This is a genomic window from Hahella sp. NS-SX17, from assembly GCF_057367735.1.
In genome coordinates this window covers 1,727,715-1,752,848 of the sequence record NZ_CM170632.1, presented here as the reverse complement: position 1 = coordinate 1,752,848, position 25,134 = coordinate 1,727,715, and the positions used below count along the sequence as shown (strand labels likewise).

Here is a 25,134-nt window from a genome sequence, read left to right as displayed (position 1 = left end):
ATACCGCTACATAGGGTTAAGCGGCAGGCGTACTCGCCGCCTTAATTGCGGAATTAAAGGAAGATAGAAGAGATGAGAGGAAAGGCAAATTAAAGTCTGTGGTCGAGAAGCCCGCATGAGCGCGCAACTCCTCGATCTGACCACAGACGCCGTTTCAGAACTTACTTAGCAGCAGCGCGAGCTTGCTCCAACCAGCCGTCAAATTTCTTCTGATTGGCCTTGATCCAACCGTCCGCATGACGCTCGATTTCCGCAGCACTGTCCTCGCCATCGCGCATACGCAGGTTTTGCGCGCTGATATCGTTGGCGCTGATTTTCATGATGGAAAACAGCTTGGCCGCAGCAGGGTTGTTCTTGGCGAACTCCAGGTTAGCGACGATGCGCTGATTGTTCGCCTGGAAGCCGTAGTTGCTGCCGTCTGGCAGGCTGGTGTCGATGTCCTTACGTTCGCCTGGCAGAGAAGAGAACGGCACTTGCAACCAGACTACGTCTTTACCGGGAACCATTACGCCGCTGACCCAGTAAGGCGTCCAAGTGTAATACAGCACAGATTGCCCCTGTTTGTGACGGGCGATGGTGTCTGCAATGATGGCGGAGTAGCTGCCCTGATTGTGAGCGACAGTTTTACGCAAACCGTATGCGTCCAGGTGATGTTCAATGACTTTCTCACAGCCCCAGCCTGGGTTACAGCCAGCCAGATCCGCTTTGCCGTCGCCGTCCGCATCAAACAGCTTGGCCAGCTTCGCATCCTGTAATTGCTTGATGTTCTTGATGCCATGCTTGTCCGCCGTGGCTTTGTCGATCAGGTAGCCCTGCAGCGCGCCGGAGGAATAGACCCCTTCGCGATACAGCTTCTCATCGCCGCCGGCTTTGGTGTAAAAGTCTACATGCAGCGGGTCCCAATGGTCCGCCATAAACGTGCCGTCGCCATTGGCCAGCGCAACGTGGCCCGTCGCGTATTCCACTTCTTTAATGGACTTGACGTCGTAGCCCAGCTTTTCCAGGGCCTTCATAACCAGCAAGGTCTGAAAGGTCTCCTCCGCAATGGAGCTTTTCAGAGGCTGCACCTCTATTCCTTTGCCCGGCATGCTCTCCGCATGCGCCGTGAATGAAGCCGCGCCCATAACCAGCGCAGCGAAACAGCTCTTTATACTTTTCAAGCTCATCAATTTCTCCTGTTTGTTATCAGTAATTTCGATGACTTATCTTTTCGAGGGATGAATCAAGGCGATGCGTGTTTACCCGCACCGCCTGACATAGGGTTGTCTGTCAGGAAGCCTCTGCGGTTTTCCCCATCCAGCGGCGCACCAGCCCAACCGGACCGGCGTCATACCAGTGGCGAGTCGGGCGACTGCGCGCATCCTTACCCAGGGCCTGGGTCATTCGATCCAGCATAATGGCGAGCAGCACAATACCAACGCCGCCGACCGTCGCCAGCCCCATATCGAGACGGCCAATTCCGCGTAATACCATTTGCCCCAGCCCGCCGACCGCGATCATGGACGCAATAACCACCATGGACAGCGCCAGCATCAGCGTCTGATTCACTCCCGCCATGATAGTCGGAGTCGCCAATGGCAGCTGCACTTTGAATAAAAGTTGACGTGGACTGGCCCCAAAGGAACGGGCCGCCTCCACCAGGTCTTCCGGCACCTGACGGATGCCAAGGCTGGTCAGACGGATCAGCGGCGGCAGCGCAAAAATAATCGTCACCGCCACTCCCGGCACATTGCCGATACCAAACAGCATAACAATGGGAACCAAGTATACGAATGCAGGCGTCGTCTGCATGGCGTCGAGCAAAGGTCTTACCGCAGAGGCGGCGCGATCGCTACGCGCCAGCCAGATGCCCGTGGGCAAACCTATAAGCAGACAGAAAAGAACGGAAGTGAGTACTAACGCCAGCGTCACCATCGCCTCGTTCCAGGCGCCGATCAGCCCCACCAGAGTCAAGCTGATGAGAGAGCCAACCGCCAATTTACGGCCGGACAACTGCCACGCCAACAGAGCGAAAAACAGAATTACGATTGTCGCAGGAATGGCCTGCAACCCAGCCTCAATAGAGCTGAGTGTAATGTCGATAGGCCAGCGCACGGCCTGAAATAGCGGACGGAAATGATTCACCACCCAATCCAGCCCTTGCTCGACCCAACTGTCGAGAGGAATCATTGCATCCTGAAAAGGATCGAGAATATTAAATGGAGTCTCTTGTTGCGGCGCATCCGCCGGCGTATCCAGCCATCCCGCCGCAGTATCTGCAGCGGGCTCGTTCTCCGCCGCGTTATCGTCCGCCGAAGCGCCCCATGGATTGGCGGAAGGTTCCGGCGCATCTTCCGCCGGAGTGGACCAGGGATTGGAAGCTTGATTATCGTCAGCCATGAATACCTCTAAATAACTATTTCCGGCTTATGCCCGGCTGTGACCGTTTGCGTTGCTACGATCCAACGCTTCGAGCAGAGTGGCTTTATTGATGACGCCTGCATAACGGCCATCCGTATCCACCACCGGGATAGCGCAGGGCGCTTGGGCGACGGAACTAATCAGGTCGCCCAGCGACACATCCGACGTCACCGGCTCCACCTCGGACAAATAGGCGCTGGTGATTTTCTGCGCCTCCGCCTGGCTGCTGGCGCGCAATGAATCCACTGACACGACGCCATGAAATTTGCGGTCCGGGCCAACTACGTAACCAAAATCCCGATCATGTTCTTTCAAGCGCTGCAGCGCGGAGCGCACGCCCATCCCTTCTCTTTCGATCAAAGTGACCTGCGTCTTACGGGCAATGTCGCCAGCGCTCAAAACGGACGTGACATCCACGCCACGGAAGAAGGACTTCACATAGTCGTCAGCAGGGTTGTTGAGAATTTCCTCCGGCGTGCCCACCTGCACCACGCGACCGCCTTCCATAATGGCGATGCGGTCGCCAATACGCATGGCTTCATCAAGGTCATGAGAGATAAAGATAATGGTGCGCTTGTCGTTTTCCTGCAGTTGCAGCAACTGGTCCTGCATCTCTGTACGGATCAGCGGGTCCAGGGCTGAAAAAGCTTCATCCATCAGCAGAATATGAGGGTCGTTAGCAAGCGCCCGGGCCAATCCGACCCGCTGCTGCATGCCTCCGGAAAGTTCATCCGGGTAGCTGTTGGCGTAGGCATTCAAGCCGACTTTTTCCAGCGCGATCATGGCCCTGGACTCCCTCTCATTCAGAGGAACGCCGGATAACTCCAACCCAAAAGCGGTATTTTGCACGACATTGAGGTGAGGCATGAGCGCGAAGGATTGAAACACCATGCTCATTTTAGTGCGGCGAACGTTAAGCAACGCCTCGTCATTCATGGCGATAATGTCTTCATCATCGACCAGAATGTTTCCCGACGAAGGCTCAATCAATCGATTAAGCAAACGCACCAGCGTTGATTTACCGGAGCCGGACAGCCCCATCACAACAAATATTTCGCCTTCCCTGACTTCGAAGTTGGCGTTGCAGACGCCTACCGTCTGCCCGGTTCGGGAAAATATCTCCGATTTATCCACGCCCTGGTTAAGGAGTTTCAACGCAGCGTCCGGTTCTGCGCCGAAAATTTTATACAAATTCTTAACTACTAACTTATTTTTCATCAGTGGCTTCTGTTGCTTGTCTATGCCGCCGCGCCACCTGAAACGTCTTCAGCGACAAGGGATTGGCGGCATCTACAGAAACGCCTCCAATGAGGGGTCGGCTACGCATTATTGTTAGACCTAATTAAAAAACAGCTTTTAATTCTAACTAATATTTAAGCATTTAACCAATCCGCGCCAATTCGCCACGTTTGGGTGGCAGAAACAAAAGTCCAACAAACTGCATAAAATACAGACTACTGCGAGATAAATCTCAGTAGTTTTTGCGATAGAAATGATCAGATATACCTCAGACGCGTAAAGAAACCTTACATAACGCAGAGAAAGTAGTTATACAACTAAAATTATTAATACAAACTACTTAAAGCGAGGTGAGAGGAACTAGCAGGAGAATACGCAGATTTGAGCCTCAAATGATTGCAGAAAGGCTCAGTAAGAGAAAAAATAGACGCCTTTCGGCGCGCCCAGCCCGCCACAATGAGATAAACGCATTACTCAAACGCCCGGACGCCACCGGAGCGCCTAATCAAAAAGAGCCTGAACGTGCTGAATATTGTTTTATTCCAACCGGAAATTCCGCCTAACACCGGCAACATCATAAGACTCTGCGCCAATTGCGGATTCGCCCTGCATCTTATCGAGCCCCTTGGATTCACCTGGGACGATAAGAGGTTGCAACGCGCCGGTCTGGACTACCACGAATACGCGCCCGTAAAACGGCATGGAGATTTCCAACAGTTTTTGGACAGCACGCAGCCCAATAAGGTGTACGCCTTGTCCACCCGCGGCAAGTCCTACTATCACGAAGTGTCCTTCTCCGCTGGAGACGCTTTGGTGTTCGGTCCGGAGACGCGCGGCCTACCTCAACAAATGCTGGACGATCTGGGTCCAGAGTCCTGTTTGCGAGTTCCCATGCGCCAAGGCAGCCGCAGCCTCAATCTGTCCAACACTGTCGCTCTGGTTTCCTATGAAGCCTGGCGCCAGTTAGGGTTCGAGGGCGGACTTTAAATATGGCGAAGCCTCCCTGAAGGAGGCTTTATCCTGGACGCCGCACCGAAGCTGAGAAACCAGCCAGCGCCCAATCCGGCTCAATTCGCGACATGCAGACGCACGTCCACGTTACCTCTGGTCGCATTGGAATAGGGGCACACTTGATGAGCCTTGTCGACCAGCCCTTTCGCCGCTTCCAGCTCCAAGCCGGGCAGTTCAATAAACAGATCTATATCCAGACCAAATCCACCTGGAATCTGACCAATTCCCACTTCAGCGCGGACATTCACGTCAGCGGGAAGCGCAGCTTTTTGCTGACTCGCGACAAACTTCAAGGCGCCGATAAAGCAAGCAGAATAACCGGCTGCGAATAGCTGCTCCGGGTTAGTGGCCGCGCCGCCGGCGCCGCCCAACTCTTTTGGCGTGGTCAATTTCACATCCAGTACGCCATCGGAGGATTTCGCATGGCCATCGCGGCCGCCAGTAGAAGTCACTGCTGCTTTATAAAGTACGTTCATTGGGTTTTCCTTTTCATGCTCTGATATTTCTTGGTTAACCGGATCATCCGGGAACGAAGACAATATTATCGAAACAATATTTATCGCGATAAGTTTAATTTCCTATCAAAGCCATAGAAGTTCGCTATCCCTGTAGTACTGCCTTGTCCTGAATAGAGTTGACGCCTATTTCAGGACTAGATACGCCCCAAATAAAAGACAAAAAAAAGCCGGATAACCGGCTTCTTATAAAGGAAACGCTTAGCTTAGTGCTTGGCTTCTTCCGCTGGGGCGGCTTGTTGCGCCTGCTGACGCTTCACCGCTTCCGCATAGATAGCGTCAAAGTTGACGGGTTGCAGCATCAATGCAGGGAAGCTGCCTTTAACCGCCAACATGTCGATAGTTTCGCGAGCATATGGGAACAGGATGTTCGGACAGAAAGCGCCCAGCGTTTGCGCCAGCTGCTGCGGGCTCAGACCATCAATCATGAATACTCCGGCTTGCTGCACTTCGATAACAAACGCAGTCTTATCAGCCAGTTTGGAGGTGATGGTCAGGGTCAGAACGACTTCCCACTGGTTGTCGCTGACTTTCTTGTTTTCTGTGTTCAGGTCCATATTGACCTGAGGCTTCCACTCGGACTGGAATACCGCCGGAGAGTTTGGCGATTCAAAAGAAAGGTCTTTCAGATAAATACGTTGCAGCGCGAATACTGGCTGCTTGGGAGCTTCTGCATTCTCAGACATGACTCTACCTTGATCTCTTTATATTGGTTTGCGGCTCGCAGCAGCGAACCCCCCTTGGTTAACTTGCATCGGCGTGCGTCCGCAAACGCAATAGCCTTGGAGCCGACACGCGTCGTTATTTTTCAATTATTCAGGAAGGGGAGACTGATTCGTCTGACGCTCCCGACTGCAGAAGCGCATCCAGCTTGCCGGCGCGCTCCAGGCCGTAGAGTTCGTCACAGCCCCCCACATGTTCCTCACCGATCCAAATCTGCGGCACCGTGCGGCGTCCGCTTTTCTGCATCATTTCCTGCCTCAGGGCGGCATTGAAATCAACTTTAATTTCTTCGAAAAACGCCCCTTTAGCCTCCAGGAGACGCTTAGCCCGGATACAATACGGGCAGAATTCCGTGGTGTAAATGGTCACGGGCTTGAACTGGGCCATAAAGGATACCGCTTAAAACGTCACTTCTATTACATATGGGCTTTTATTTTTTTGACAATGGCAAATTCGCATTACGCCATTCGACTATGCCGCCTGACAGACGCTGAACGCCTTTAACACCAGCCGCCGCGAGCGCTCTGACCGCCATGCCGGAATGCTGCCCCATCTTGTCGGCGATGACGATCGTCTTGCCCTGATGTTTTTGCAGCTCGTTGGCGCGTTCTTTCAGGCTGGTGACGGGTATATGAACAGAGCCTTTGATCACGCCTTCCGCCAGATCTTTCTTCTCACGCACATCCACGATGACGGCCTCATCATTATTCATCAGCCTGACCACCTGTTGCGGAGACAGCGATTTACCGCCACGCAGACGCTCAGTAACAAGCAGAGCGATGGCCAGACCGATGAATAGTGAGCTTAAAATCCAGTGATCGAGAGCAAATAAAAGATACTTCTCCATAACTCCGCCTTTTCTTTAATAATCTTCTAAGGAAACGTCGCCGCCCTGCTTCGCTTCCATGTCACAACCCCACACCGCGCCCGGCGATGCCGATGGGCTCAAATTCGTACGCAATCGGCGCCTGTCTCCGCCTGAAAAGCCCCGGCATTATACACAGCCGCCATAGGTTTCAGAAGACAAAGCCCCCGCCGCTTCAACGATTCCAAAAGACAACCCAAAAATAAGTAAAAACTATCAGATAACAACAAGTTTTATATTTTAACTATTCACGCCACTCGCAGTATGCTGAACCTAACGAAAACTCAAACTTGGCGCATCAGCTGAAGCCAGGCGCCGCCTGGGCGGACAACGGATTCAGCCGTTTCTCCGATTGACGGCTTCCAAGACATGAGCGCTAATTACAAGTAGAATACTCGTAAAATTACTAATGGCGGACAGAAAATGACTGCAAAACGCAAACCTACAGCTTTACTCATTTTAGACGGTTGGGGATATCGCGAAGGCAAAGATTCGAACGCTATCGCCAACGCCGACACCCCCTTCTGGGACCAGATATCCAGCCAAAACCCGCACGTTCTTATACACACTTCCGGCATGGCGGTGGGCCTTCCTGACGGCCAGATGGGCAACTCTGAAGTCGGCCACATGAACCTGGGCGCCGGCCGTATTGTTTATCAGAACTTCACCCGCATCACCAAAGACATCGAAGATGGCGTGTTCGCTCAGAACCCCGTGATCAGTTCCGCTATCGATAAAGCGGTCAGCAAAGGCAAAGCGGTCCATTTGCTCGGGCTACTTTCTCCCGGCGGCGTGCACAGTCATGAAGATCACATTTTAGCGGCCTGCAAAGTCGCCAAAGAACGCGGCGCGGACAACGTCTTCGTTCACGCATTTCTGGACGGACGCGATACGCCGCCCCGCAGCGCGCAGCCTTCGCTGGAGCGCACAGACAAACTGCTGAGAGAGCTGGGCTGCGGCCGGGTCGCCTCTATCATCGGACGCTACTACGCCATGGACCGCGACAACCGCTGGGATCGAGTGCAAGCCGCCTACGACCTGCTGACCCTTGGCGAAGCGCCCTTTCACGCGGAAGATCCCGTGCAGGCATTAACCGCCGCCTATGAGCGGGGCGAAGACGACGAATTTGTGAAAGCGACCCTTATAAAAGGAAGCAGCGATAACGACGCGGCCATTGAAGACGGCGACGCTGTCATCTTCATGAACTTCCGCGCCGACCGCGCCCGTGAGCTGACACGCTGCTTCGTTGAACAGGACTTCGATGGTTTCCAACGCAGCAAACGACCCAAGCTGGCTGACTTCGTCATGCTCACTGAGTACGCCGCCACCATTCAAACCGCTTGCGCCTACCCCGCCACCGAGCTGACCAACAGCATTGGCGAGTACATGGCGACTCTGCATAAAACCCAGCTACGCATTGCGGAAACGGAAAAATACGCCCATGTCACCTTCTTCTTCAGCGGCGGCAAAGAGGCGCTGTTCGAAGGCGAAGAGCGTATCTTGATTCCGTCTCCTGACGTGGCGACCTACGACCTGAAACCGGAAATGAGCGCTCCGGAAGTCACCGACAAACTGGTGGAAGCGATTAAATCCGGCAAGTTCGATTTGATCGTTTGCAACTACGCCAACGGCGATATGGTCGGCCACTCCGGGGTCTACGACGCAGCGATGAAAGCGGCGGAGTGCATCGACCAGTGTCTCAAACGCATCGCTGACGCTTTGCAGGAAGTCGGCGGCCAATGCCTGATCACCGCAGACCATGGCAACGCGGAACAAATGGTGGATGACAACGGCCAACCCCACACGCAGCACACTACAGGACCGGTGCCGCTGATCTACATCGGGCCGAAAGATATTTCTCTGCAAAAAGACGGCAGACTGTGCGATATCGCGCCCTCCCTGCTTGACCTGATGGAGCTGGAAAAGCCGCAGGAAATGACTGGGAAATCCTTGATCATCCCAAATTGATTCTCTAATTCACCAGAAAGGGAGAACAGCAAACCTGCTCTTCCTCTCTTTTTCTTTAACCCCCAACCTCTCCCGCCTTGCCACCGGGTTTTGCGCCACAGCCCGAAACTCCTCTATACTTGCCGGGGCCAAATCCCGGAGCCTCCCCTTACAGAGGCGTACATAACTATTAATAAAAGATTTTTCATACCGATCGCATGCAGCTTAGCCGTATCGTCCTCTACGTTATCGCAGTTCTGATGCTTGCGCCCGCAGCCGCCGAGAACGTCAGGGCGGACACCGGCTGGCAGGATCAGGGCGACCATGAAAAGAAGCTGAAGGAACTCAAGCGCGATATCAGCAAATTAAAAGACTGGATTCATGACGCCCAGGGCGAGCAAACCGATCTTGAAAAAGAGCTTCGCGCCACCGAGGAAAAAATCCAGGATAAAGTCCGGGAAATCAACAAACTCCAAACCTCTATCAACGACACTGAAAAGCAGGTCGATGAGCTGGAGGACAAGGAGAAAGAGCATCTGGCCTCCCTTTCCCAACAGAAAGGACTGCTCGCCAGACAGATTCAAGCCGCTTATGGCATGGGCCGCGAGCAAGGCGTCAAATTGCTGCTCAACGCGGAAGACCCCACCACCCTGCAAAGAATGCTAGCCTATTACGATTACCTGAATGTGGCCCGTGGCGAGCATATCGAAAAATATCGCCAGACTATCGACGAACTGAAGCAGACCCGCGCGGAAATTCTCAAGCGCAACCAAGCACTGCTGGAATCCCGCAACGCGCTGGCCCTCAGCAAAGAAACGCTTGAGTCCAAACGCAAAGAGCGGGAGACGACGCTGGCCAAGCTCAACTCCAGCCTTAATTACAAGCAGAACGAACTGACCCGCATGCAGAAAAACCAGACGCAACTGGAAACGCTGGTTAAAGAAGTGGAAAAGGCCATATCTAACTTAGAGTTAACCCAAGACTCTGTGCCTTTCTCCAAACTCCGTGCTAAATTACCCAAACCTACGAAGGGCGCTTTGCAGCAGCTTCACGGACAATCCGGCGGTGGTTTCAGGCCGTCCGGGGTATTTTTCCAAACCCCACTGAACACCCCAGTTTCCGCCGTGCATCACGGACGCGTCGTGTTTGCGGATTGGCTGCGGGGCTTCGGCCTGTTGATGATCATCGATCATGGCGATGGCTATATGAGCCTGTACGGCTACAATCAAGCTTTACTCAAGGACACCGGCGATTGGGTTCGCAGCGGCGAGACCATCGCCAGCGCCGGCAGCAGCGGAGGCCAGGCCGAAACCGGGCTATACTTTGAAATAAGGCATAACGGCAAGCCTGACGACCCTACTCGATGGCTCAAGAAATAAAGGTGAATGCAGGGAATTTAATATGTTGTCAAAATTTACTCGAAATGCGCTGTCCGGAATTATTCTCTCTCTCGCCTTAGCCCCGTACGGCTGGGCGGACGAGCCCCTGCAGGAAACAGAGAACCCGGCCGACGACGTCAGCGTGACGAACGCCAGCGCCGCAGAACGCGGCAGCCTGCCTTTGGATGATCTGCGCAAATTCGCAGAAGTGTTTGATCGCATCAAGCGCGCTTACGTGGAAGACGTCGACGACACCACCCTGCTGAACAACGCCATTCGCGGCATGCTGTCCGGGCTCGACCCTCACTCCGCCTACTTGGAGCCCAGCGCGTTTGAAGACCTGCAGGAATCCACTTCCGGCGAGTTCGGCGGCCTCGGCATTGAAGTCGGACTGGAAGATGGCTTCATCAAAGTCATCACGCCTATTGACGATACGCCCGCCCAGAAAGCTGGCATCGGCGCCGGCGACCTGATTATCAAGCTCGACAACAAAACCGTTAAAGGCATGACGTTGGAAGACGCCGTCAATATGATGCGCGGCAAGCCCGGCACTCCGATCAAACTGACCTTGGTGAAAAAAGGCGAAAACAGCCCGGTAGAGCTGGAAGTACTGCGTGACGTCATTCGCGTCGCCAGCGTGAAAACCATGAACCTGGATAAAGGTTACGGCTACATCCGCATCACTCAGTTCCAGGCGCAAACCGGCTCTGATTTCACTAAAGCCATCAACAAATTGAAAGACGCCTCGCCACAAGGTTTGAAAGGCGTGATTCTGGATCTGCGCAACAATCCCGGCGGCGTTCTACAGGCGGCGGTGGATGTGGCGGATTCACTGCTGGACGAAGGCCTGATTGTTTATACTGACGGCCGCATCAAAAGCTCCAAACTGCGCTTTACCGCCACGCCTGGCGATGAAATCGCAGGCGCGCCTATGGTGGTGCTGATCAATGGCGGTTCCGCGTCCGCATCGGAAATCGTCGCGGGCGCCTTACAGGATCATCACCGCGCCATCATCCTGGGTACGGAAAGCTTCGGAAAAGGCAGCGTGCAAACCGTCCTTCCACTGGACGAAGAATATGGCCTCAAGCTGACCACCGCGCGCTACTACACGCCAAGCGGACGTTCGATCCAGGCGCTTGGCATCGTTCCAGACATTCAGGTGCAACGCGCCCAGATTACCGAAGAGGAAACTCAGCCATTCTTCAAAGAAGCTGACCTCTCCGGCCATTTAACCAACGAGAACGGCGAAGGCGACGGCAAGTCCTCCAAACGGGACAGCAGTGTGCAGGAAATCATTGCAAAAGACTTCCAATTACGCGAAGCGCTCAACCTGCTGAAAGGCCTCTCCATCATGAAGGCGTCCGCGAAAGGCTGAACTGTTTGAGGTCTTTGCCAACCAACCTACTCCGCGCCGGCGTCAGGGCCGGCCTTCTTTTGTTCTTGGCGCACACAGCGGCGAAAGCGGAGGAATCCCCTGTCGCCGAGCCCGCGCAGGCGGCAGTGACGCACGCGATCATTAACTCGCCTGGCGCCGGGGAAGGTCATCCGCCCACCATCGCCATCATCATTGATGATATGGGCAACTATCAGACCATGGGCGAACGCGCTATACGCATCCCCGCTCCACTGACATTGTCATTCTTGCCTTTTCGTCCTTATACAAAAAACCATGCCAGACTGGCTTACGCCGCTGGCAAAGAGATCATGCTGCATATTCCGATGGAGAACGTAAAACGGATTCCCCTCGGCGCCAGCGGTCTGACCAGCGACATGAGCAAGCAGGACATGGTGGTGACATTCCGCCAAGCGATTAAGGCGATCCCTTACGTCAGCGGCGTCAATAATCACATGGGCAGCGCACTGACGCAGAACCGCTCAGCCATGAATCTGGTAATGGGAGAACTGCAGGATTATCCGCTTTACTTCGTCGACAGCCGCACCACCCCCTCTTCCGTCGCCCACGCTGTTGCAGCCAGCCACGCTATCCCTACACTGAACCGCGATGTATTTCTGGATCACGTCATCACCACCAAAGCGATCGACTTTCAGTTCAAACGCCTGCTGGATATCGCCCGCAAGAAAGGCACCGCCATCGCCATCGGCCATCCTCACAAGGAAACCATTGAATACTTGGAAAAAGTACTGCCGTCGTTAGGAGAGCAAGGCGTCGCCATCGCCACCATTAAAGGCTTGTGGGCGATTCGCAATAACGCTCAGGACATGTTCCAAACCACGCCTCCAACTATTCTGGCGGAGCGACGTAACGGCAACGACGGCGAAAAGAAAAGCGTCAATTAAACCCGCTTGTCTGTTGATGAATCCCGCTTAGGGCCAGGCATCTATAGTTCAGTGATACAAATGATGATAGTGCGCCACCAGTGAGCGCAAGGTGGAGATCAAGACTTTCCTGTCTCCTTCCGCCAGCCAGGCGCCTACTTCCACCTCTTCTCCCTTACACGCAATCAACACGCAAATGTGACCATTACGGCCGCCTTCCACCAGCATGATGCGCGTATACCAACGAGGAAACGTCCAGCTGTGTTCAGGCTGCGCCATACCTTTTTCGATGCAGACTTCCAGAGGCGTGATAAGGATGACTTCCTGCGAAGCGCAGCGTTTGCTGACCAGCCGCAACATGCCAGCCAGAAGCGCCAGCTCCAGGCCACAGAACGCTAATATAGGAAGCGCGCCGAAGACTGAGAATGCGATGGAGATGGTCAAAGCGACGCCGCCGACAGCAAAGAGAAAGACGCGGTTGCCTTTCCAGCCGGCGGAGTTATTCGGTTGCAGTATCAGCCGGGCGCAAGCGGCATTTTCTCCGGGGACGACGTCGAGCATATACAAACCTGTTCAGGAAATGCCGAAGCAGGGCCTGTTCACACACCAACTTCAACAAGCCAGGAGCTGTTCCTAAAAAAGTATATACCCGCTCTTCAAAGCGCGACACTTTACCTTTGCGGTTCAGTGGTCGCGCGCGAGTACGACAGCGAGAATCAGATGCGCACTTCAACGCCCTGCTTGGCCATAAACGCTTTGGCCTCAGGGATGCTGTATTCACCGAAGTGGAAAATGCTGGCGGCCAACACGGCGTCGGCGCCGCCGTCTTTAACCCCATCGACCAGATGCTGCAGGTTACCTACGCCGCCAGAGGCAATGACAGGCACAGTCACGGCATCGCTCACCGCTCGGGTCAGCGCCAGATCAAAACCGTTTTTGGCGCCGTCGCGGTCCATGCTCGTCAGCAGGATTTCTCCCGCGCCGAACTCCACCATTTTTCTGGCCCAGACAATAGCGTCCAATCCAGTTGGCTTGCGCCCGCCGTGGGTGAATATCTCCCAGCGCTCAGCTTCGCCGGGCGCAGAGACTTTCTTGGCGTCGATCGCCACGACAATACACTGGCTGCCAAACCTGGCGGCCGCTTCACCGACAAATTCAGGAGTGAAAACGGCGGCAGTATTAATGCTGACTTTATCCGCGCCGGCATTCAGCATGGTGCGGATATCCTCCAGCTTGCGAATGCCGCCGCCGACAGTCAGGGGAATAAACACTTGGCTGGCCATGCGCTCCACGGTATGAACAGTGGTGTCGCGGCCTTCATGACTGGCGGTGATGTCCAGAAAAGTGATTTCATCCGCGCCCTGCTCGTCGTAGCGCTTCGCCACTTCCACTGGGTCGCCTGCGTCGCGGATGTCCACAAACTGAACGCCTTTGACCACTCTTCCTTTATCTACGTCCAAGCAAGGAATAATGCGTTTCGCCAAGCCCATGTTGTTACCTATGCATTTGTCTGATACTGGTGTTCGTGAGTTGTTTGGCCTTTCGATACCGATCAGGCGATGGAGTCGCAGTACGTTTGCGCTTCGCGCAGATCAAGCGCGCCTTCATAAATGGCCCGCCCCGTGATCGCGCCAATAACGCCGCTGTCCGCCACTGTCGCCAGACGACGAATGTCGTCCATGTTGGTGACGCCGCCAGATGCGATAACCGGCAAGCCGGACTCCCGCGCCAGCGCCGCAGTGGCTTCCACATTTACGCCCTGCATCATGCCGTCGCGGGCGATGTCCGTGTAAACGATGGAGGAAACGCCCGCGTCGCGGAACTGTTTCGCCAGATCCACAGCGCTGACTGAGCTGACTTCCGCCCAACCTTCCGTCGCGACCATGCCGTCTTTGGCGTCAATGCCGACGATGACGGCGCCTGGGAAAGCGCGACAGGCTTCTTCGACGAAAGCTGGCTCTTTCACCGCTTTGGTGCCGATGATGACGTACTTCACGCCCGCATCCAGATACTGTTCGATGATGTCCAATTCGCGAATGCCGCCACCGATCTGAATGGGCAGATCCGGGTACGCTTTGGCGATGGCGGAGACAATTTCACCGTTCACCGGCTTGCCGGCGAAGGCGCCGTTCAGGTCCACCAGATGCAGTCTGCGAGCGCCTGCGTCGACCCATTGCGCGGCCATGGCCACGGGATCATCGGAGAATACGGTGGAGTCGTCCATGCGGCCCTGCTTCAGGCGCACGCACTTACCATCTTTCAAGTCTATCGCGGGGATTATAAGCATTGTGGTTCTCAGTCGTTCGGATGTCTGGCTGTAGGGAATGTTGCAGCCGCCACGATCAAGGACGGCCGTTCCAACGGGTGAAGTTTTTCAGTAACTGCAGCCCGGCATGCTGGCTTTTTTCCGGGTGGAATTGCGCGGCGAAGATATTGTCGCGCGCGATGGCGGCGGCGAAATCCACGCCATAACGGCAGGTTCCCGCCACGACTTCCGGGTGGTCGCCCGCCGCATAATAGGAGTGCACAAAATAGAAACGATCATTGTCGGCGATGCCGTCCCACATGGGGTGGTCTACGGTCTGTTTGACTTCGTTCCAGCCCATATGCGGCACTTTCAGACGCTCGCCATTTTCAGTCAAATCGTAGCCGAAAAATTTCACGTCGCCGGGAAAGACTTTAAGGCAGTCGACGCCGCTGTTTTCCTCACTGCGTTGCAGCAACACCTGCATGCCCACGCATACGCCCAGCATAGGGCGACCGGAGGCGACTGCGTCGAGGATAATTTTGTCGAAGCCAAGGCGCACGATTTCGCCCATGCAGTCACGCATTGCGCCCACGCCGGGCACCAGTACGCGATCCGCCTCAGCGATGATCTTCGGGTCGGCGGTCACCAACACCTTCGCATCCGGCGCCACATGCTGCAACGCCTTCGACACCGAGTGCAGGTTACCCATTCCATAATCAATGACCGCGATCGTATTCATGCTTGGTATGACCGTTCCTGTTTTATTCGCTAAACGTAAAAAAGGCCGCTTTCATAGACGGCCCCTGGTTACGGAGTTACAGCGCGCCCTTGGTGGACGGCATAATGCCTGCCATGCGAGGGTCCAGCTCCAGCGCCATGCGCAGCGCGCGACCGAAAGCTTTAAACACTGTTTCAATCTGGTGGTGAGAATTGCGTCCACGCAGGTTATCGATATGCAGGGTTACCTGAGCGTGATTCACAAAGCCCTGGAAGAATTCGTAGAACAGATCGACATCGAACTGACCAATCATGGAGCGGGTGAACTCGACGTGCATTTCCAGGCCGGGGCGGCCGGAGAAGTCGATCACTACGCGGGACAGGGCTTCGTCCAGAGGCACATAGGAGTGGCCATAACGACGGATGCCTTTTTTATCGCCAAGGGCTTTGGCGACGGCTTGTCCTAAAGTGATGCCGATGTCTTCCACGGTGTGGTGAGCGTCGATATGCAGATCGCCTTTGGCGACGATATCCATATCAATCAGGCCATGTCTGGCGACCTGATCCAGCATATGGTCGAGAAACGGCACGCCGGTTTCGAAACGGGCCTGACCGCTGCCGTCGAGGTTAATCTTGCAGGTGATTTGGGTTTCCAGCGTATTGCGGGTGACTTCCGCCTTGCGCTCCGCCATGCGTTACTCCAGCCAATGCAGAAAACGCGCATTATAGCGTGTAATCTCCGCTTAGCCTACAGCGCCGGGGACCGTCGCAGATAATCCGTCCGGTCCCAGCGCATACGCGCAGGTATCAGGAGGCGAATTCTTTTTGCAGGTTGTCCATATAGACGTCGACAAGGGAGTTGAACTCGTGTTTAACCACGGGGCTGATGGCCAGTTTCAGCAGGCTTGGCAGAGGCAAAGTCAGTGAGCCTTTGGTCTGGAATCGCGCTTCCACGCGACCGCCTTTGTCCACCACGGTCCAGGAACCCTGCACTTCGCTGTTCCCTTCTCCTTTTATAGGCGCCCAGGTGATGCTACCGCGTTCTTTATCTGCACTGTACTGGCAGGCGTAAACAGTCTGGATAGCATGCTTGTCGACGCCGATCTTTTTCATTTCCCAGCGATAGGCGTTATCGCCCAGGTCCACCAATTGCTCCACTTTCGGAAAGTGGGATACGGAAGCCGGCACGTCGGCCAGCAAATCGAACACCCTGTCGTAACTGGCGGATGTTTCGAAGGTTCGGCTGATTTCAATTGTGATGTTTACAGACACAAGCTATCTCCTTAAGACTGCACACTTTATTATCGGCGGGTTTTCATTGGTGTGGTTTATCAGGCGTAATCCTGTACACTCCGCGAAGTACTGTTCTATATATACGGATACGTCTTTATATATATGGACACGTCTTTTATATACGGACGCGCTATCTAAGCGGCCGCTGCAACAGCGGACGGGACGCGCTATCCGCCGGAGTACGCCCGACAAATCGATCCTTCAGGGCCCATAGTTTGCTACGCTAATTGCCACAAGTCTATCTACTTACATGAACAATCCGTCGAATCTCCAAAAAAAACAGCCTGTTACTCTATCCCATGATTCCGCTGGCGAGCAGGACGCCGCCACGGCGACAAACAGCTTCGCCGCGCGCCTGCTGACATGGTTCGACCAACATGGCCGACATGACCTGCCCTGGCAAGATCCACGCACGCCTTATCACGTCTGGATATCGGAGATCATGCTGCAGCAAACCCAGGTCAGCACAGTGATTCCCTACTTCATCAAATTCATGGAGAGCTTTCCCACTGTCGCGGCGTTAGCAGAGGCGGATCAGGATACGGTGCTGTCTCACTGGGCCGGTCTGGGGTATTACGCCCGGGCGCGCAACTTACATAAAGCAGCCAAGACTATAGTGGAAAAATTCAACGGAGAGTTTCCCAACACGCTGGAAACAATTCAGGAATTACCAGGCATCGGGCGCTCCACCGCCGGCGCGATTCTGTCCATGGGCTTCGGCATCCGCGCGCCGATTCTGGACGGCAACGTCAAACGCGTGCTCTGTCGTCATGACGCCGTAGAAGGCTGGCCGGGGAAACGGGAAATTGAAACCCGCCTGTGGGAGTTAGCGGACGCTTACACACCTGTCGAGCGAGTCACCGATTACACTCAGGCGATCATGGATCTCGGCGCCACCCTTTGCACCCGCAGCAAACCTGCCTGTGGTCGATGCCCCATGGAGGACACTTGCCAAGGGTTGGCGCAGGACATGACGGACCAGTTGCCAACGCCCAAAGCCGGCAAGAAGATCCCCACTCATGAACGCTTTGTCCTGGTGCTGCAAAATGAGGACGGACATATCCTGCTGGAACGCAGACCGCCGACAGGCATTTGGGGCGGACTCTGGTCGCTGCCGGAAAGTGATAAGAACATGGATCTGCCGGACGCCCTGCAAAGTTGGAAAGAGCAGAAGCACCTACAGTTAAAGCAATATGAGCTGGCTTCTCCGTTCCGCCACACCTTTTCTCACTATCATTTGATACTGAAGCCCATCATCGCTTCTACAGCCGATCTTGAGCGGCGGGAGGACGCTGCGTCCATCGTCGGCGAATCCGACAGCCAGTGGTTCGATCCGGAGCAGGAATTACCCGGCCTGCCCGCTCCTATAGAGAAGTGGCTCAGCCAGAAGTCGCTGGACAGGCAAAAGCGCCTGCTCTGACAGCTTTGTTATAATCGAACCTAATCACACTCAGATAATTGAAACTACACGAAACCCAATAAAGGATAAGTAACATGGCGCGAATGGTATTCTGCAAAAAGTATCAGCAAGAACTCGAAGGCCTCGCCCTGCCCCCCATGCCGGGCGCCCGCGGCAAGGAACTGTTCGAGACTGTTTCCAAGAAAGCATGGCAGGAGTGGCTGCAACACCAGACCATGCTCATCAACGAAAAGCGTTTAAACCTGATGGACCCGGACGCCCGCACCTACCTCACCGAGCAGATGGAGAAGTTCCTCAACAACGAAAATTTCGACGCTGCGGAAGGCTTTGTTCCTAAAGACTAAAAAATTAAAAAAATATGCTTGACCTTTTTTCTCCCAGAGGTTTAAATACGCGCCGTCGCCCAGATAGCTCAGTCGGTAGAGCAGGGGATTGAAAATCCCCGTGTCGGTGGTTCGATTCCGCCTCTGGGCACCACCATTCTAAAAGCCTGCATTTATATGCGGGCTTTTTTCGTTTCTAGCCCAAGAAAATCCACGCCAGTAAAGAGCTTAGCAATTCACACCCCCGGCAAGCTCAATACACTCCCTGCCCTTTCAAAACCCCAAAAAAGTAAAAGAAACCAGCCCTTCTTCTTTTATCGTCATGAGTGGATGTGTCAACAAAGTGTCAACGCAAATTCACCGTCGACATTCAAAAGCGCCCAATCACCCCCATGTCTCATTTGTTACGCACAATTACCTATCCCCCTCTATTTAGGCTGTATAACAACCTAATAGACGCACTCATTCAGCCAACCGAAAGATTGCCTAACCATCACCAGAGACTGGCAAGATGTGCCCCTAATGAGCAATTCGTAAAGGGACTTCATCCTCAAGTACATGCGATGCACGTCTTCTCGCAGGAAATAGTATTCGGTGATCGACGGCTGTGTTTCCATCGCGTTTTTTTCGCGCCCTGCAGAAATGATGATGGCTGACATTTCAAGGCTAGACCACTGTCCGTGACGCCCTCTCTCCCTCCGAATCAACGACGTTATCGCGAGCGTCCCGGAGTACGCAGTCGTTGCAGGTCAGCGAAGCCACTCCTGACTCTCCCACTACGCAGGTATGGGATCAGCGACAATTAGGATGACTGGTTAGTTGCGACCATATTCAGCCCATCTTACGATAGGGCCTCGTCCCATTTTGAAAGACATGTATATGCTCCGGAAACACTCAAGGTCTTTGACATTAGTGTTTTCCCATGCTTCCTTAATGAAGTCGAGCGAAGACGAATCGAATAGCGGATACATAACCGGAACAACAAGGTAACCTGGTCCATATTTCTGCGTGCTTGGAAGGTACGACCGCTTCTCAAGCTTTTTGCACAAGACGTCAATAAACCGTTGAGCAAAATGGGCGTCCGGATTCACGTACAGTTCATTGCCAATTGGTGTGTGAATCTCGCTGGGAGTTACGCAGGAGTAAACGTCTTTTGCGAAAGCATCACTCCAAAATGCGTCGGTCACTTCAACCCATCGAGTGGTGCGCCCTGATCGAATAATTGCATCTGGCGGGTCCGGTTCAGCCACAATTTCGAACTTGGCCCGATATCTGGTGTTCAGCCAATCAATAAAGGCTCTGACTTGAGCCCGTTCATGCGACCTTTTAATGCTTGCACGTGGGTTCATGAGTGGTAAGGCGCATGTGCGCTGTTTAATTTCGAGACTTAGAGGATACTTTCTACAGGTCACTGATTCCAGCGTGGGAATCTCTAAAATTCGAATGATCCCAATGAACCACACAGGATGAACAAGTAAATAGCTGCTTTACCCATATCTCGGTCGCTGGCGATTATTGTTCATGCCATACCCAAGCGCTAACCTCTGGTTCTCATAAAATCCCTAGCAAGTTAGCGCTGTCGTAGCATGCTGAAATTACGATACCTTTCTCTTTGCCTCATCAAAAAGAGTCCCCTCTAATGCCCGGAATGTAATAGGTTCGTGAAAAAGCGTAATTAACATATTGAAAGCAGCTACACAAATTCCTCCATGATTTCAAAGGACAACTGGGTCGATGGTTTTTCAGGCTCCAAATAAGTTGCAATCTCTTCCTCAAATAATTTTTTGCAATCTTTTAGATGCTCGTCTGTATATATCAGGGTGACAATTTCAAAATTTTTAAAAAAACTTCGATGTTTTTTCATTTCCTTCTCGAAGTTGTCAAGAGCCATTTTATTTATATCCTTTTGTGACAGAGTATTCGTTTTTCTAAGGTAACCATGTGTAGACCATGGGGATAATTCAAAACCAACCTTACTAAGGGTATATGGATTTATGATTAAAAAATCGAGCCGATATTCGTGCTTATTCTCTAGTCCTCTGTATCTGAACTCAGGGATCAACAAGGGTACATTCATTGGCTTGTTAGAGTTCTTAACGTACATCGCATAGTGTTCCGCTAGTTCATACTCATACTTAGAGCCAGAGTTTCTAACGATAGTGTCTGTAAAAAAGAGTAAATACTGCTCTATGTCACCAAACTTAAAGACTTTATTTTTTCCTGGTATAACTAGTCCTGTCTCCATTACATGGCCAATTGTCCAATATCCTTGTGGAAAGGATCTTATTTCGCTCTTATCATTTTCCCATTGTCCTTGCACGAATCTTGGTGTAACAAGAAGTCCATAGTTTGCGTTATTTTGGCCAATCCAAATTTCTGACTGAGATGGGTTGGGGCGATTCTTAGACAACTCTTCAAAGTGATTTAGGTAGGATCTTTCTAAAAATAGCATGAGATATTCTTTAAATGATTCATGCTGCTTTATGTTTTCAAGTATCCATTCATGAGGAGGGGAGTAGGATGAGTTGATTCTGGCCTTAAGCCCTCTGAGCCATTTATTTTTAAACTCCTCTGGAGTATTTATAACTTCAGTTTTTAAATCGAAAAATTCGTCATTTTTGCTACCTATCTTAGCATTTAATGAAGCCTCTGTTTTCACGCCTGTATCTTTAATTACTTGTGGTAATAAATCTCTTAATCTAGTCTTAATACGCTCAATAATTCTATTTCTAGCGGACTTATCAGGATTTCGTTTTGCCATATTCATTCCTTAAATGTAGATGGCTGCGAATTCTTCTAACGCCTTGGTTTAGAGTGGAAGCAGTATTTTTAGGCGTGTGCCGCCTATATTTTCATAGCCCCAGCTTGCTCAGCTATAGTCTCTAAGACTCCAAGGCGCTGAAGGGAAGACAGGTAGTACTTCCTTACATCATTACATCATTACCCTCTGAGACTTGTAGTTTACGAGAATAATATTGAAGCTCTTCGAGCGGATAAACGACGTTAGGAATTGCCGGGAGGTGATTTATTAGCTGAGAGCTGAGGCTGTTGATGGATGAACTAAAGTGGTTATCTTCCCCAGACTCTACAAACTGCTTTAACTTATCTCTAATTTCGTTAAATGTATGTCTCATGCGAAATACCTAGTATCTATATATTTTACATGGCCACTGGGAAGTTTAAGACTCGATAGAAATATTCTAAAACTCATCGCTTCCTGTGGATTAAGCCCCGGTCATTAAAAAGCACCCGCGTATGGAGCCGCTCCTTAGAGGCTTATTATCAGAATAGTTTAATTGTTTGACTATTGCACCATTGCAATTATCAGAACGCTATCCTCGTAAAGACGAGCCACTTGACTTGGCAGGGTGAATATTTTTTGATGTGCTGGATTTTGATCCAGATGTGTTGAGTTAACTTCGTGACAGTATTTTAAATATAATTAAATCAATGGCTTACTTATGATTATGTCGTGCAAAAATGTTCGGCGTGGGATTTTGCTTTGCCTGGATAGTGTCCTTTGCAGAAAGGGTGTCCACGGGATGCTGGTTGCGGCTTACTCATCCAGCTAGGCTTTCGCATACTTCAAAACATAGCAGGGAGCTTCAACTTAGGAAAGTCGTTAGCTCTCACAAGCTCACCAATGTCGGGCCTTTCCTCGGCTATCCAGTTTCATGACGAAAAGCTTTTCTCGAAACCCGCAGGCGTGGGGAGGAGTGAAAAATTAACAAATTCTTTCCCTGGCGAAAACACTTAGTTACCTCTTTTATTGAAACCTAGAGAATTGGGTCTATAGGTTACTTATTAATTATATTGACTTTACTTTTTAGTCAAATTTGTTCTTTCTTACTCCCTGAAAAATAGAAAAAGCATGCGACAATTAAACTTGCCAGGATAATTTTTCATGGCAAGACTTATGAAATCTTATAAGGAGTATAGTGTTATGATTGTTCTGGATATGGAAAAATTACATATAGGTGATGTTTTTCTTACATGTCAAAGCACCCTTGTAAGCAAAGCCGTTCGCTTTTTTTCAAAGGGGGAGTACTCGCACGCAATGCTATATGTTGGTGATGGAAGTTGTATACACTCTGATGCAAATGGAGTCCACGCGGAGAACGTTCAAAGACTCATATTTCAGGATGAAAGTAATATAAAAGTAATTAGGCCAAAAAATCGAATTGTTGCTGAGAAAGCAGCACTGTATGCACGAAGCAAGATAGGTGTAGGATATACTGTTAAAGAAGCTATAAGGGCTAAGATAGATCCAAAAAGAATCAAATCGGATAATAAGCAGTTCTGCTCGAGGCTTGTCGCTGAAGCATTTGACTATGCTGGGTACAAGATAGTTGATAACAGCTCTTATTGTACGCCTGAAGATATAAATTTGTCCTTGTCTTTTTACGAAGTTGAGTCCCCGCTGAGAGAAGCCTCTGAAGGTGAGGTAAACTTCACTAAAACATTTAGCCCTCTATCGTATCAGACTAACGCGATTAATAAAATTTTGTCAGATGCAAGACGTATAACGAAAGTCGACATTCAATCGTTTAACGATCTTGATGAGGTCATTTGCAAGCATCCTGAATACTCAGACTTCGTAGTAAAGTCTTTTAAGGAATCAGGGTTTCTTACTATATGGGAGTTTGATGTTAAAAAAAATCCATGGAGGTATCATGGCGATCTATTTCTTGCGCTAGAGTTACATCGAGAGAAGTTAATGGCGCTGGCAATCAAAGAGGTGGATAGCGCAAAAAATAGATTAGAGCGCTATAGTTTCAATTATGAAAGCTATCAGATTATGAGCATGCGAGGGATGAATTCTTATATAAAGATTAACATTGATTTATATAGAACTTTAATTAATGTGACAAATGATTGTATAAATGCTGGAGAATTCGTGATTAAGAATCTGAAATAGACATGAGGTAATTAAGAGAAATGCCTCCTATATTCTATAATTTAAACGGATAAAAACCATGTCTGGAAAAAATATTAGCATTGAACATAAGTATCTAAATAAAATTAATCTTATACTCCTGCCCAAACTTTGACAGGACATCGGTGACTGACTCTTTCAGTCTCTCGAACGTCTCATGCGAACCTAGCGGCAGCCAGTTGTACTTCACCTTTCGCCACAAGATCTCTATCAGGTTTAGCTCTGGTGAATATTTCGGCAAATAGATCGGCCAGATGCCTTTATCCGCCCAATCCAACCTATGTCGGCGAAACTCCGCAGAGCGATGCATGGAGGCGTTGTCCAGAAGCACCACGGCAGGCTTAAGCGGATCTTTACTCCCCGCCAGCTTATTAAAAAGCGCTACGACTTTGGCGGAATCCACCCGCTCCTCTGTGGCATGGAATATCAGCTTCTGGCGGCGACTCATAAACCCCAGAACGTTCAGTCTCTTATTGTGTGGATAGGATTTCATTTGCGTCGGCTTCCCCACAGGGCTCCAGCCATAAGGTAAGTTGGAACGCTGACTGAAGCCTGATTCATCAAAGTAGTAAAGCTCGATTTCGCCCGCATCCTCCCAGGATTGAAGATCTTTCACAAAGCCCAGAAATTGTCGGAAGGCGTCTTCATCCCGAAGCGCGCGCAGCGAAAAGCGGAATCGCTTGAAGCTATACTTTGATTTTTTTTAAGTTCCGTTTAACGGTCTCCAGACTAGCGCTTTTTCCAGTTTCTTTCTCCAGACGTATCTGGACGTCTCGTAGTTGTTGGGGCTGCTCGTCAATCCACTTACAAACCCTTTCTTGTTCCTGCTCCGTGTAAATGGGCGGCCTTCCCGGGGAGGCGTCGCTAATGAGGCCACATATTCCCATGCTTTCCCACTGCTCAATCCAGATCGAAATGGTGTTGCGGTGGAAGTCGATAATGTCGGCAATTTTATCGATTTTATACCCCTTATTGCTGAGCAATATGGCGTGACAGCGAATACGGAAACGGGAGCTCGGGCTGTAGCGAAATCCATCGGTAAGAGTCTTTATTTCAGCGGGCTTAAGATGATTGACGTACTTCACGGTGCAAAATATGATCAGTTCGGGTGGTCGTAAGTAGCCTATTTTATTAGAAAATTTTTATTTTGCTACTTAGTAGTTGCGTTGATAGTACTATTAGGGCTCCTTGTGTGGTTTGTAATGTGAGTACAAACCACAGGGTTTTATCTGGGGTGGATCTATATGGGCACGAAGATGACGGAGACTATTCTATTGATTGGACCGAAAAATATCTAATAATACAGTGCCAAGGTTGTGAAAATGTGATGTTTAGAAAAACACACTCCAACTCTGAAGATCTAGAGTGCTTCTACGACTCTTATGGGGTGCAAAGTGCTCGTCATACTGAGTACGCACACCACTTTCCAAACCCTGAAAAAGGGCGAGATATATTGGGTGATTTGCACCTTGTTCCTGATGAACTACAACGAATATATGTGGAAACAATAACGGCGATAAATAATGATTCACCTGTTTTAGCTGGAGTTGGAATAAGAGCAATCATAGAGGCGGTTTGTAATTATCAGAAGGCCGTAGGGAGTAATCTAAATAAAAAAATTTCAAATCTTGTTATGCAAAATAAACTCACTACGGAGGGAGGGGATATCCTACATAGCTTGCGAATCATGGGGAATAAAGCTGCACATGAGGTAATGCCCCATACTAATGTTCAGTTAGGGATCGCCTTAGACGTGGTTGAACATTTATTGAAAGATGTTTACATACTTCCTTACCACGCCCGTCACAATCTTAAAAGTAAAAAAACATAAATCTTTTATT

At 51.2% G+C, this 25,134-nt stretch carries 25 protein-coding genes and 1 tRNA gene; 10 read left to right on the top strand and 16 right to left on the bottom strand.

All coding sequences use genetic code 11. The features are described 5' to 3' along the window. Positions 1-161: 161 nt before the first annotated feature. The 3 genes from proX to proV form a co-directional block, all read right to left on the bottom strand. Positions 162-1,166, bottom strand: coding sequence for a glycine betaine/L-proline ABC transporter substrate-binding protein ProX (gene proX / locus AC2IBB_RS07940; RefSeq protein WP_486332345.1), 1,005 nt, complete (start codon positions 1,164-1,166; stop codon positions 162-164). A gap of 103 nt (positions 1,167-1,269) precedes the next feature. Continuing rightward, positions 1,270-2,379 carry a glycine betaine/L-proline ABC transporter permease ProW gene (gene proW / locus AC2IBB_RS07935; protein WP_486332344.1) on the bottom strand — a complete coding sequence of 370 codons (1,110 nt, stop codon included), beginning with the start codon at positions 2,377-2,379 and terminating at the stop codon, positions 1,270-1,272. A gap of 27 nt (positions 2,380-2,406) precedes the next feature. Beyond that, the gene (proV, locus tag AC2IBB_RS07930) at positions 2,407-3,618 is read right to left on the bottom strand and encodes a glycine betaine/L-proline ABC transporter ATP-binding protein ProV (RefSeq protein ID WP_486332343.1); all 1,212 of its coding nucleotides are present in this window, start codon (positions 3,616-3,618) and stop codon (positions 2,407-2,409) included. 543 nt (positions 3,619-4,161) lie between these two features. Between proV and trmL the strand changes: the two genes are divergently transcribed. After that, positions 4,162-4,626 (top strand): tRNA (uridine(34)/cytosine(34)/5-carboxymethylaminomethyluridine(34)-2'-O)-methyltransferase TrmL, encoded by a 465-nt coding sequence (trmL, locus tag AC2IBB_RS07925; RefSeq protein WP_486332342.1) that lies wholly within the window; start codon positions 4,162-4,164, stop codon positions 4,624-4,626. An 80-nt stretch (positions 4,627-4,706) separates the two neighbouring features. Here the strand turns inward: trmL and AC2IBB_RS07920 are convergent, their stop codons facing one another. The 4 genes from AC2IBB_RS07920 to AC2IBB_RS07905 all read right to left on the bottom strand — a co-directional run bounded on the left by AC2IBB_RS07920 (position 4,707) and on the right by AC2IBB_RS07905 (position 6,735). Then, on the bottom strand, positions 4,707-5,126 hold the full coding sequence (locus tag AC2IBB_RS07920) for an organic hydroperoxide resistance protein (RefSeq protein WP_486332341.1): 420 nt from the start codon (positions 5,124-5,126) through the stop codon (positions 4,707-4,709). A 245-nt stretch (positions 5,127-5,371) separates the two neighbouring features. Then, positions 5,372-5,851, bottom strand: a complete 480-nt coding sequence (gene secB / locus AC2IBB_RS07915) for a protein-export chaperone SecB (protein WP_216738604.1) — start codon at positions 5,849-5,851, stop codon at positions 5,372-5,374. Positions 5,852-5,981: 130 nt separating this feature from the next. After that, positions 5,982-6,275 (bottom strand): glutaredoxin 3, encoded by a 294-nt coding sequence (gene grxC / locus AC2IBB_RS07910; RefSeq protein ID WP_486332340.1) that lies wholly within the window; start codon positions 6,273-6,275, stop codon positions 5,982-5,984. A gap of 43 nt (positions 6,276-6,318) precedes the next feature. Next, positions 6,319-6,735, bottom strand: coding sequence for a rhodanese-like domain-containing protein (locus AC2IBB_RS07905; protein WP_486332339.1), 417 nt, complete (start codon positions 6,733-6,735; stop codon positions 6,319-6,321). Positions 6,736-7,176: 441 nt separating this feature from the next. Here AC2IBB_RS07905 and gpmI point away from each other — a divergent pair, with 441 nt between their 5' ends. From gpmI to AC2IBB_RS07885, 4 genes are all read left to right on the top strand, one after another. Further along, positions 7,177-8,721, top strand: coding sequence for a 2,3-bisphosphoglycerate-independent phosphoglycerate mutase (gene gpmI / locus AC2IBB_RS07900; protein ID WP_486332338.1), 1,545 nt, complete (start codon positions 7,177-7,179; stop codon positions 8,719-8,721). Positions 8,722-8,960: 239 nt separating this feature from the next. After that, the gene (locus AC2IBB_RS07895; RefSeq protein WP_486332337.1) at positions 8,961-10,079 is read left to right on the top strand and encodes a murein hydrolase activator EnvC family protein; all 1,119 of its coding nucleotides are present in this window, start codon (positions 8,961-8,963) and stop codon (positions 10,077-10,079) included. A gap of 22 nt (positions 10,080-10,101) precedes the next feature. Continuing rightward, positions 10,102-11,454, top strand: coding sequence for a S41 family peptidase (locus tag AC2IBB_RS07890; protein WP_486332336.1), 1,353 nt, complete (start codon positions 10,102-10,104; stop codon positions 11,452-11,454). Positions 11,455-11,468: 14 nt separating this feature from the next. Next, entirely contained in the window at positions 11,469-12,377 is a 909-nt protein-coding gene (locus AC2IBB_RS07885; protein WP_486332335.1) for a divergent polysaccharide deacetylase family protein, read from the top strand. A 48-nt stretch (positions 12,378-12,425) separates the two neighbouring features. Here the strand turns inward: AC2IBB_RS07885 and AC2IBB_RS07880 are convergent, their stop codons facing one another. The 6 genes from AC2IBB_RS07880 to AC2IBB_RS07855 all read right to left on the bottom strand — a co-directional run bounded on the left by AC2IBB_RS07880 (position 12,426) and on the right by AC2IBB_RS07855 (position 16,593). Beyond that, positions 12,426-12,917 carry a DUF2244 domain-containing protein gene (locus AC2IBB_RS07880; RefSeq protein WP_486332334.1) on the bottom strand — a complete coding sequence of 164 codons (492 nt, stop codon included), beginning with the start codon at positions 12,915-12,917 and terminating at the stop codon, positions 12,426-12,428. A 155-nt stretch (positions 12,918-13,072) separates the two neighbouring features. After that, on the bottom strand, positions 13,073-13,846 hold the full coding sequence (gene hisF / locus AC2IBB_RS07875; RefSeq protein ID WP_486332333.1) for an imidazole glycerol phosphate synthase subunit HisF: 774 nt from the start codon (positions 13,844-13,846) through the stop codon (positions 13,073-13,075). A 62-nt stretch (positions 13,847-13,908) separates the two neighbouring features. Then, positions 13,909-14,643, bottom strand: a complete 735-nt coding sequence (gene hisA, locus AC2IBB_RS07870) for a 1-(5-phosphoribosyl)-5-[(5-phosphoribosylamino)methylideneamino]imidazole-4-carboxamide isomerase (protein ID WP_431686611.1) — start codon at positions 14,641-14,643, stop codon at positions 13,909-13,911. Positions 14,644-14,698: 55 nt separating this feature from the next. Then, complete coding sequence (hisH, locus tag AC2IBB_RS07865) at positions 14,699-15,343, bottom strand: imidazole glycerol phosphate synthase subunit HisH (protein WP_486332332.1); 645 nt, start codon at positions 15,341-15,343, stop codon at positions 14,699-14,701. A 76-nt stretch (positions 15,344-15,419) separates the two neighbouring features. Beyond that, positions 15,420-16,013, bottom strand: coding sequence for an imidazoleglycerol-phosphate dehydratase HisB (gene hisB / locus AC2IBB_RS07860; protein ID WP_011395282.1), 594 nt, complete (start codon positions 16,011-16,013; stop codon positions 15,420-15,422). Positions 16,014-16,128: 115 nt separating this feature from the next. After that, the gene (locus tag AC2IBB_RS07855) at positions 16,129-16,593 is read right to left on the bottom strand and encodes an SRPBCC family protein (protein ID WP_127973115.1); all 465 of its coding nucleotides are present in this window, start codon (positions 16,591-16,593) and stop codon (positions 16,129-16,131) included. A gap of 271 nt (positions 16,594-16,864) precedes the next feature. Between AC2IBB_RS07855 and mutY the strand changes: the two genes are divergently transcribed. From mutY to AC2IBB_RS07840, 3 genes are all read left to right on the top strand, one after another. Next, positions 16,865-18,034, top strand: coding sequence for an A/G-specific adenine glycosylase (gene mutY / locus AC2IBB_RS07850; protein ID WP_486332331.1), 1,170 nt, complete (start codon positions 16,865-16,867; stop codon positions 18,032-18,034). A 74-nt stretch (positions 18,035-18,108) separates the two neighbouring features. Continuing rightward, positions 18,109-18,378, top strand: a complete 270-nt coding sequence (locus AC2IBB_RS07845; protein ID WP_011395279.1) for an oxidative damage protection protein — start codon at positions 18,109-18,111, stop codon at positions 18,376-18,378. Positions 18,379-18,435: 57 nt separating this feature from the next. Next, positions 18,436-18,511: transfer RNA gene (locus tag AC2IBB_RS07840), tRNA-Phe, on the top strand. A gap of 1,539 nt (positions 18,512-20,050) precedes the next feature. Here AC2IBB_RS07840 and AC2IBB_RS07835 read toward each other — a convergent pair. Then, positions 20,051-21,118 carry a hypothetical protein gene (locus AC2IBB_RS07835; protein WP_486332330.1) on the bottom strand — a complete coding sequence of 356 codons (1,068 nt, stop codon included), beginning with the start codon at positions 21,116-21,118 and terminating at the stop codon, positions 20,051-20,053. A gap of 1,182 nt (positions 21,119-22,300) precedes the next feature. Here AC2IBB_RS07835 and AC2IBB_RS07830 point away from each other — a divergent pair. Next, on the top strand, positions 22,301-23,275 hold the full coding sequence (locus AC2IBB_RS07830; RefSeq protein WP_486332329.1) for a YiiX/YebB-like N1pC/P60 family cysteine hydrolase: 975 nt from the start codon (positions 22,301-22,303) through the stop codon (positions 23,273-23,275). 94 nt (positions 23,276-23,369) lie between these two features. On the opposite strand, the gene AC2IBB_RS07825 is transcribed toward AC2IBB_RS07830, so the two are convergent. Together AC2IBB_RS07825 and AC2IBB_RS07820 are read right to left on the bottom strand one after the other, a co-directional pair. After that, positions 23,370-23,957 carry an IS630 family transposase gene (locus tag AC2IBB_RS07825; protein WP_486333932.1) on the bottom strand — a complete coding sequence of 196 codons (588 nt, stop codon included), beginning with the start codon at positions 23,955-23,957 and terminating at the stop codon, positions 23,370-23,372. A 22-nt stretch (positions 23,958-23,979) separates the two neighbouring features. Continuing rightward, positions 23,980-24,378, bottom strand: a complete 399-nt coding sequence (locus AC2IBB_RS07820; protein WP_486328239.1) for a helix-turn-helix domain-containing protein — start codon at positions 24,376-24,378, stop codon at positions 23,980-23,982. A 119-nt stretch (positions 24,379-24,497) separates the two neighbouring features. On the opposite strand from AC2IBB_RS07820, the gene AC2IBB_RS07815 reads away from it, so the two are divergent. Continuing rightward, positions 24,498-25,124 (top strand): DUF4145 domain-containing protein, encoded by a 627-nt coding sequence (locus AC2IBB_RS07815; RefSeq protein WP_486332328.1) that lies wholly within the window; start codon positions 24,498-24,500, stop codon positions 25,122-25,124. Positions 25,125-25,134 lie beyond the last annotated feature (10 nt).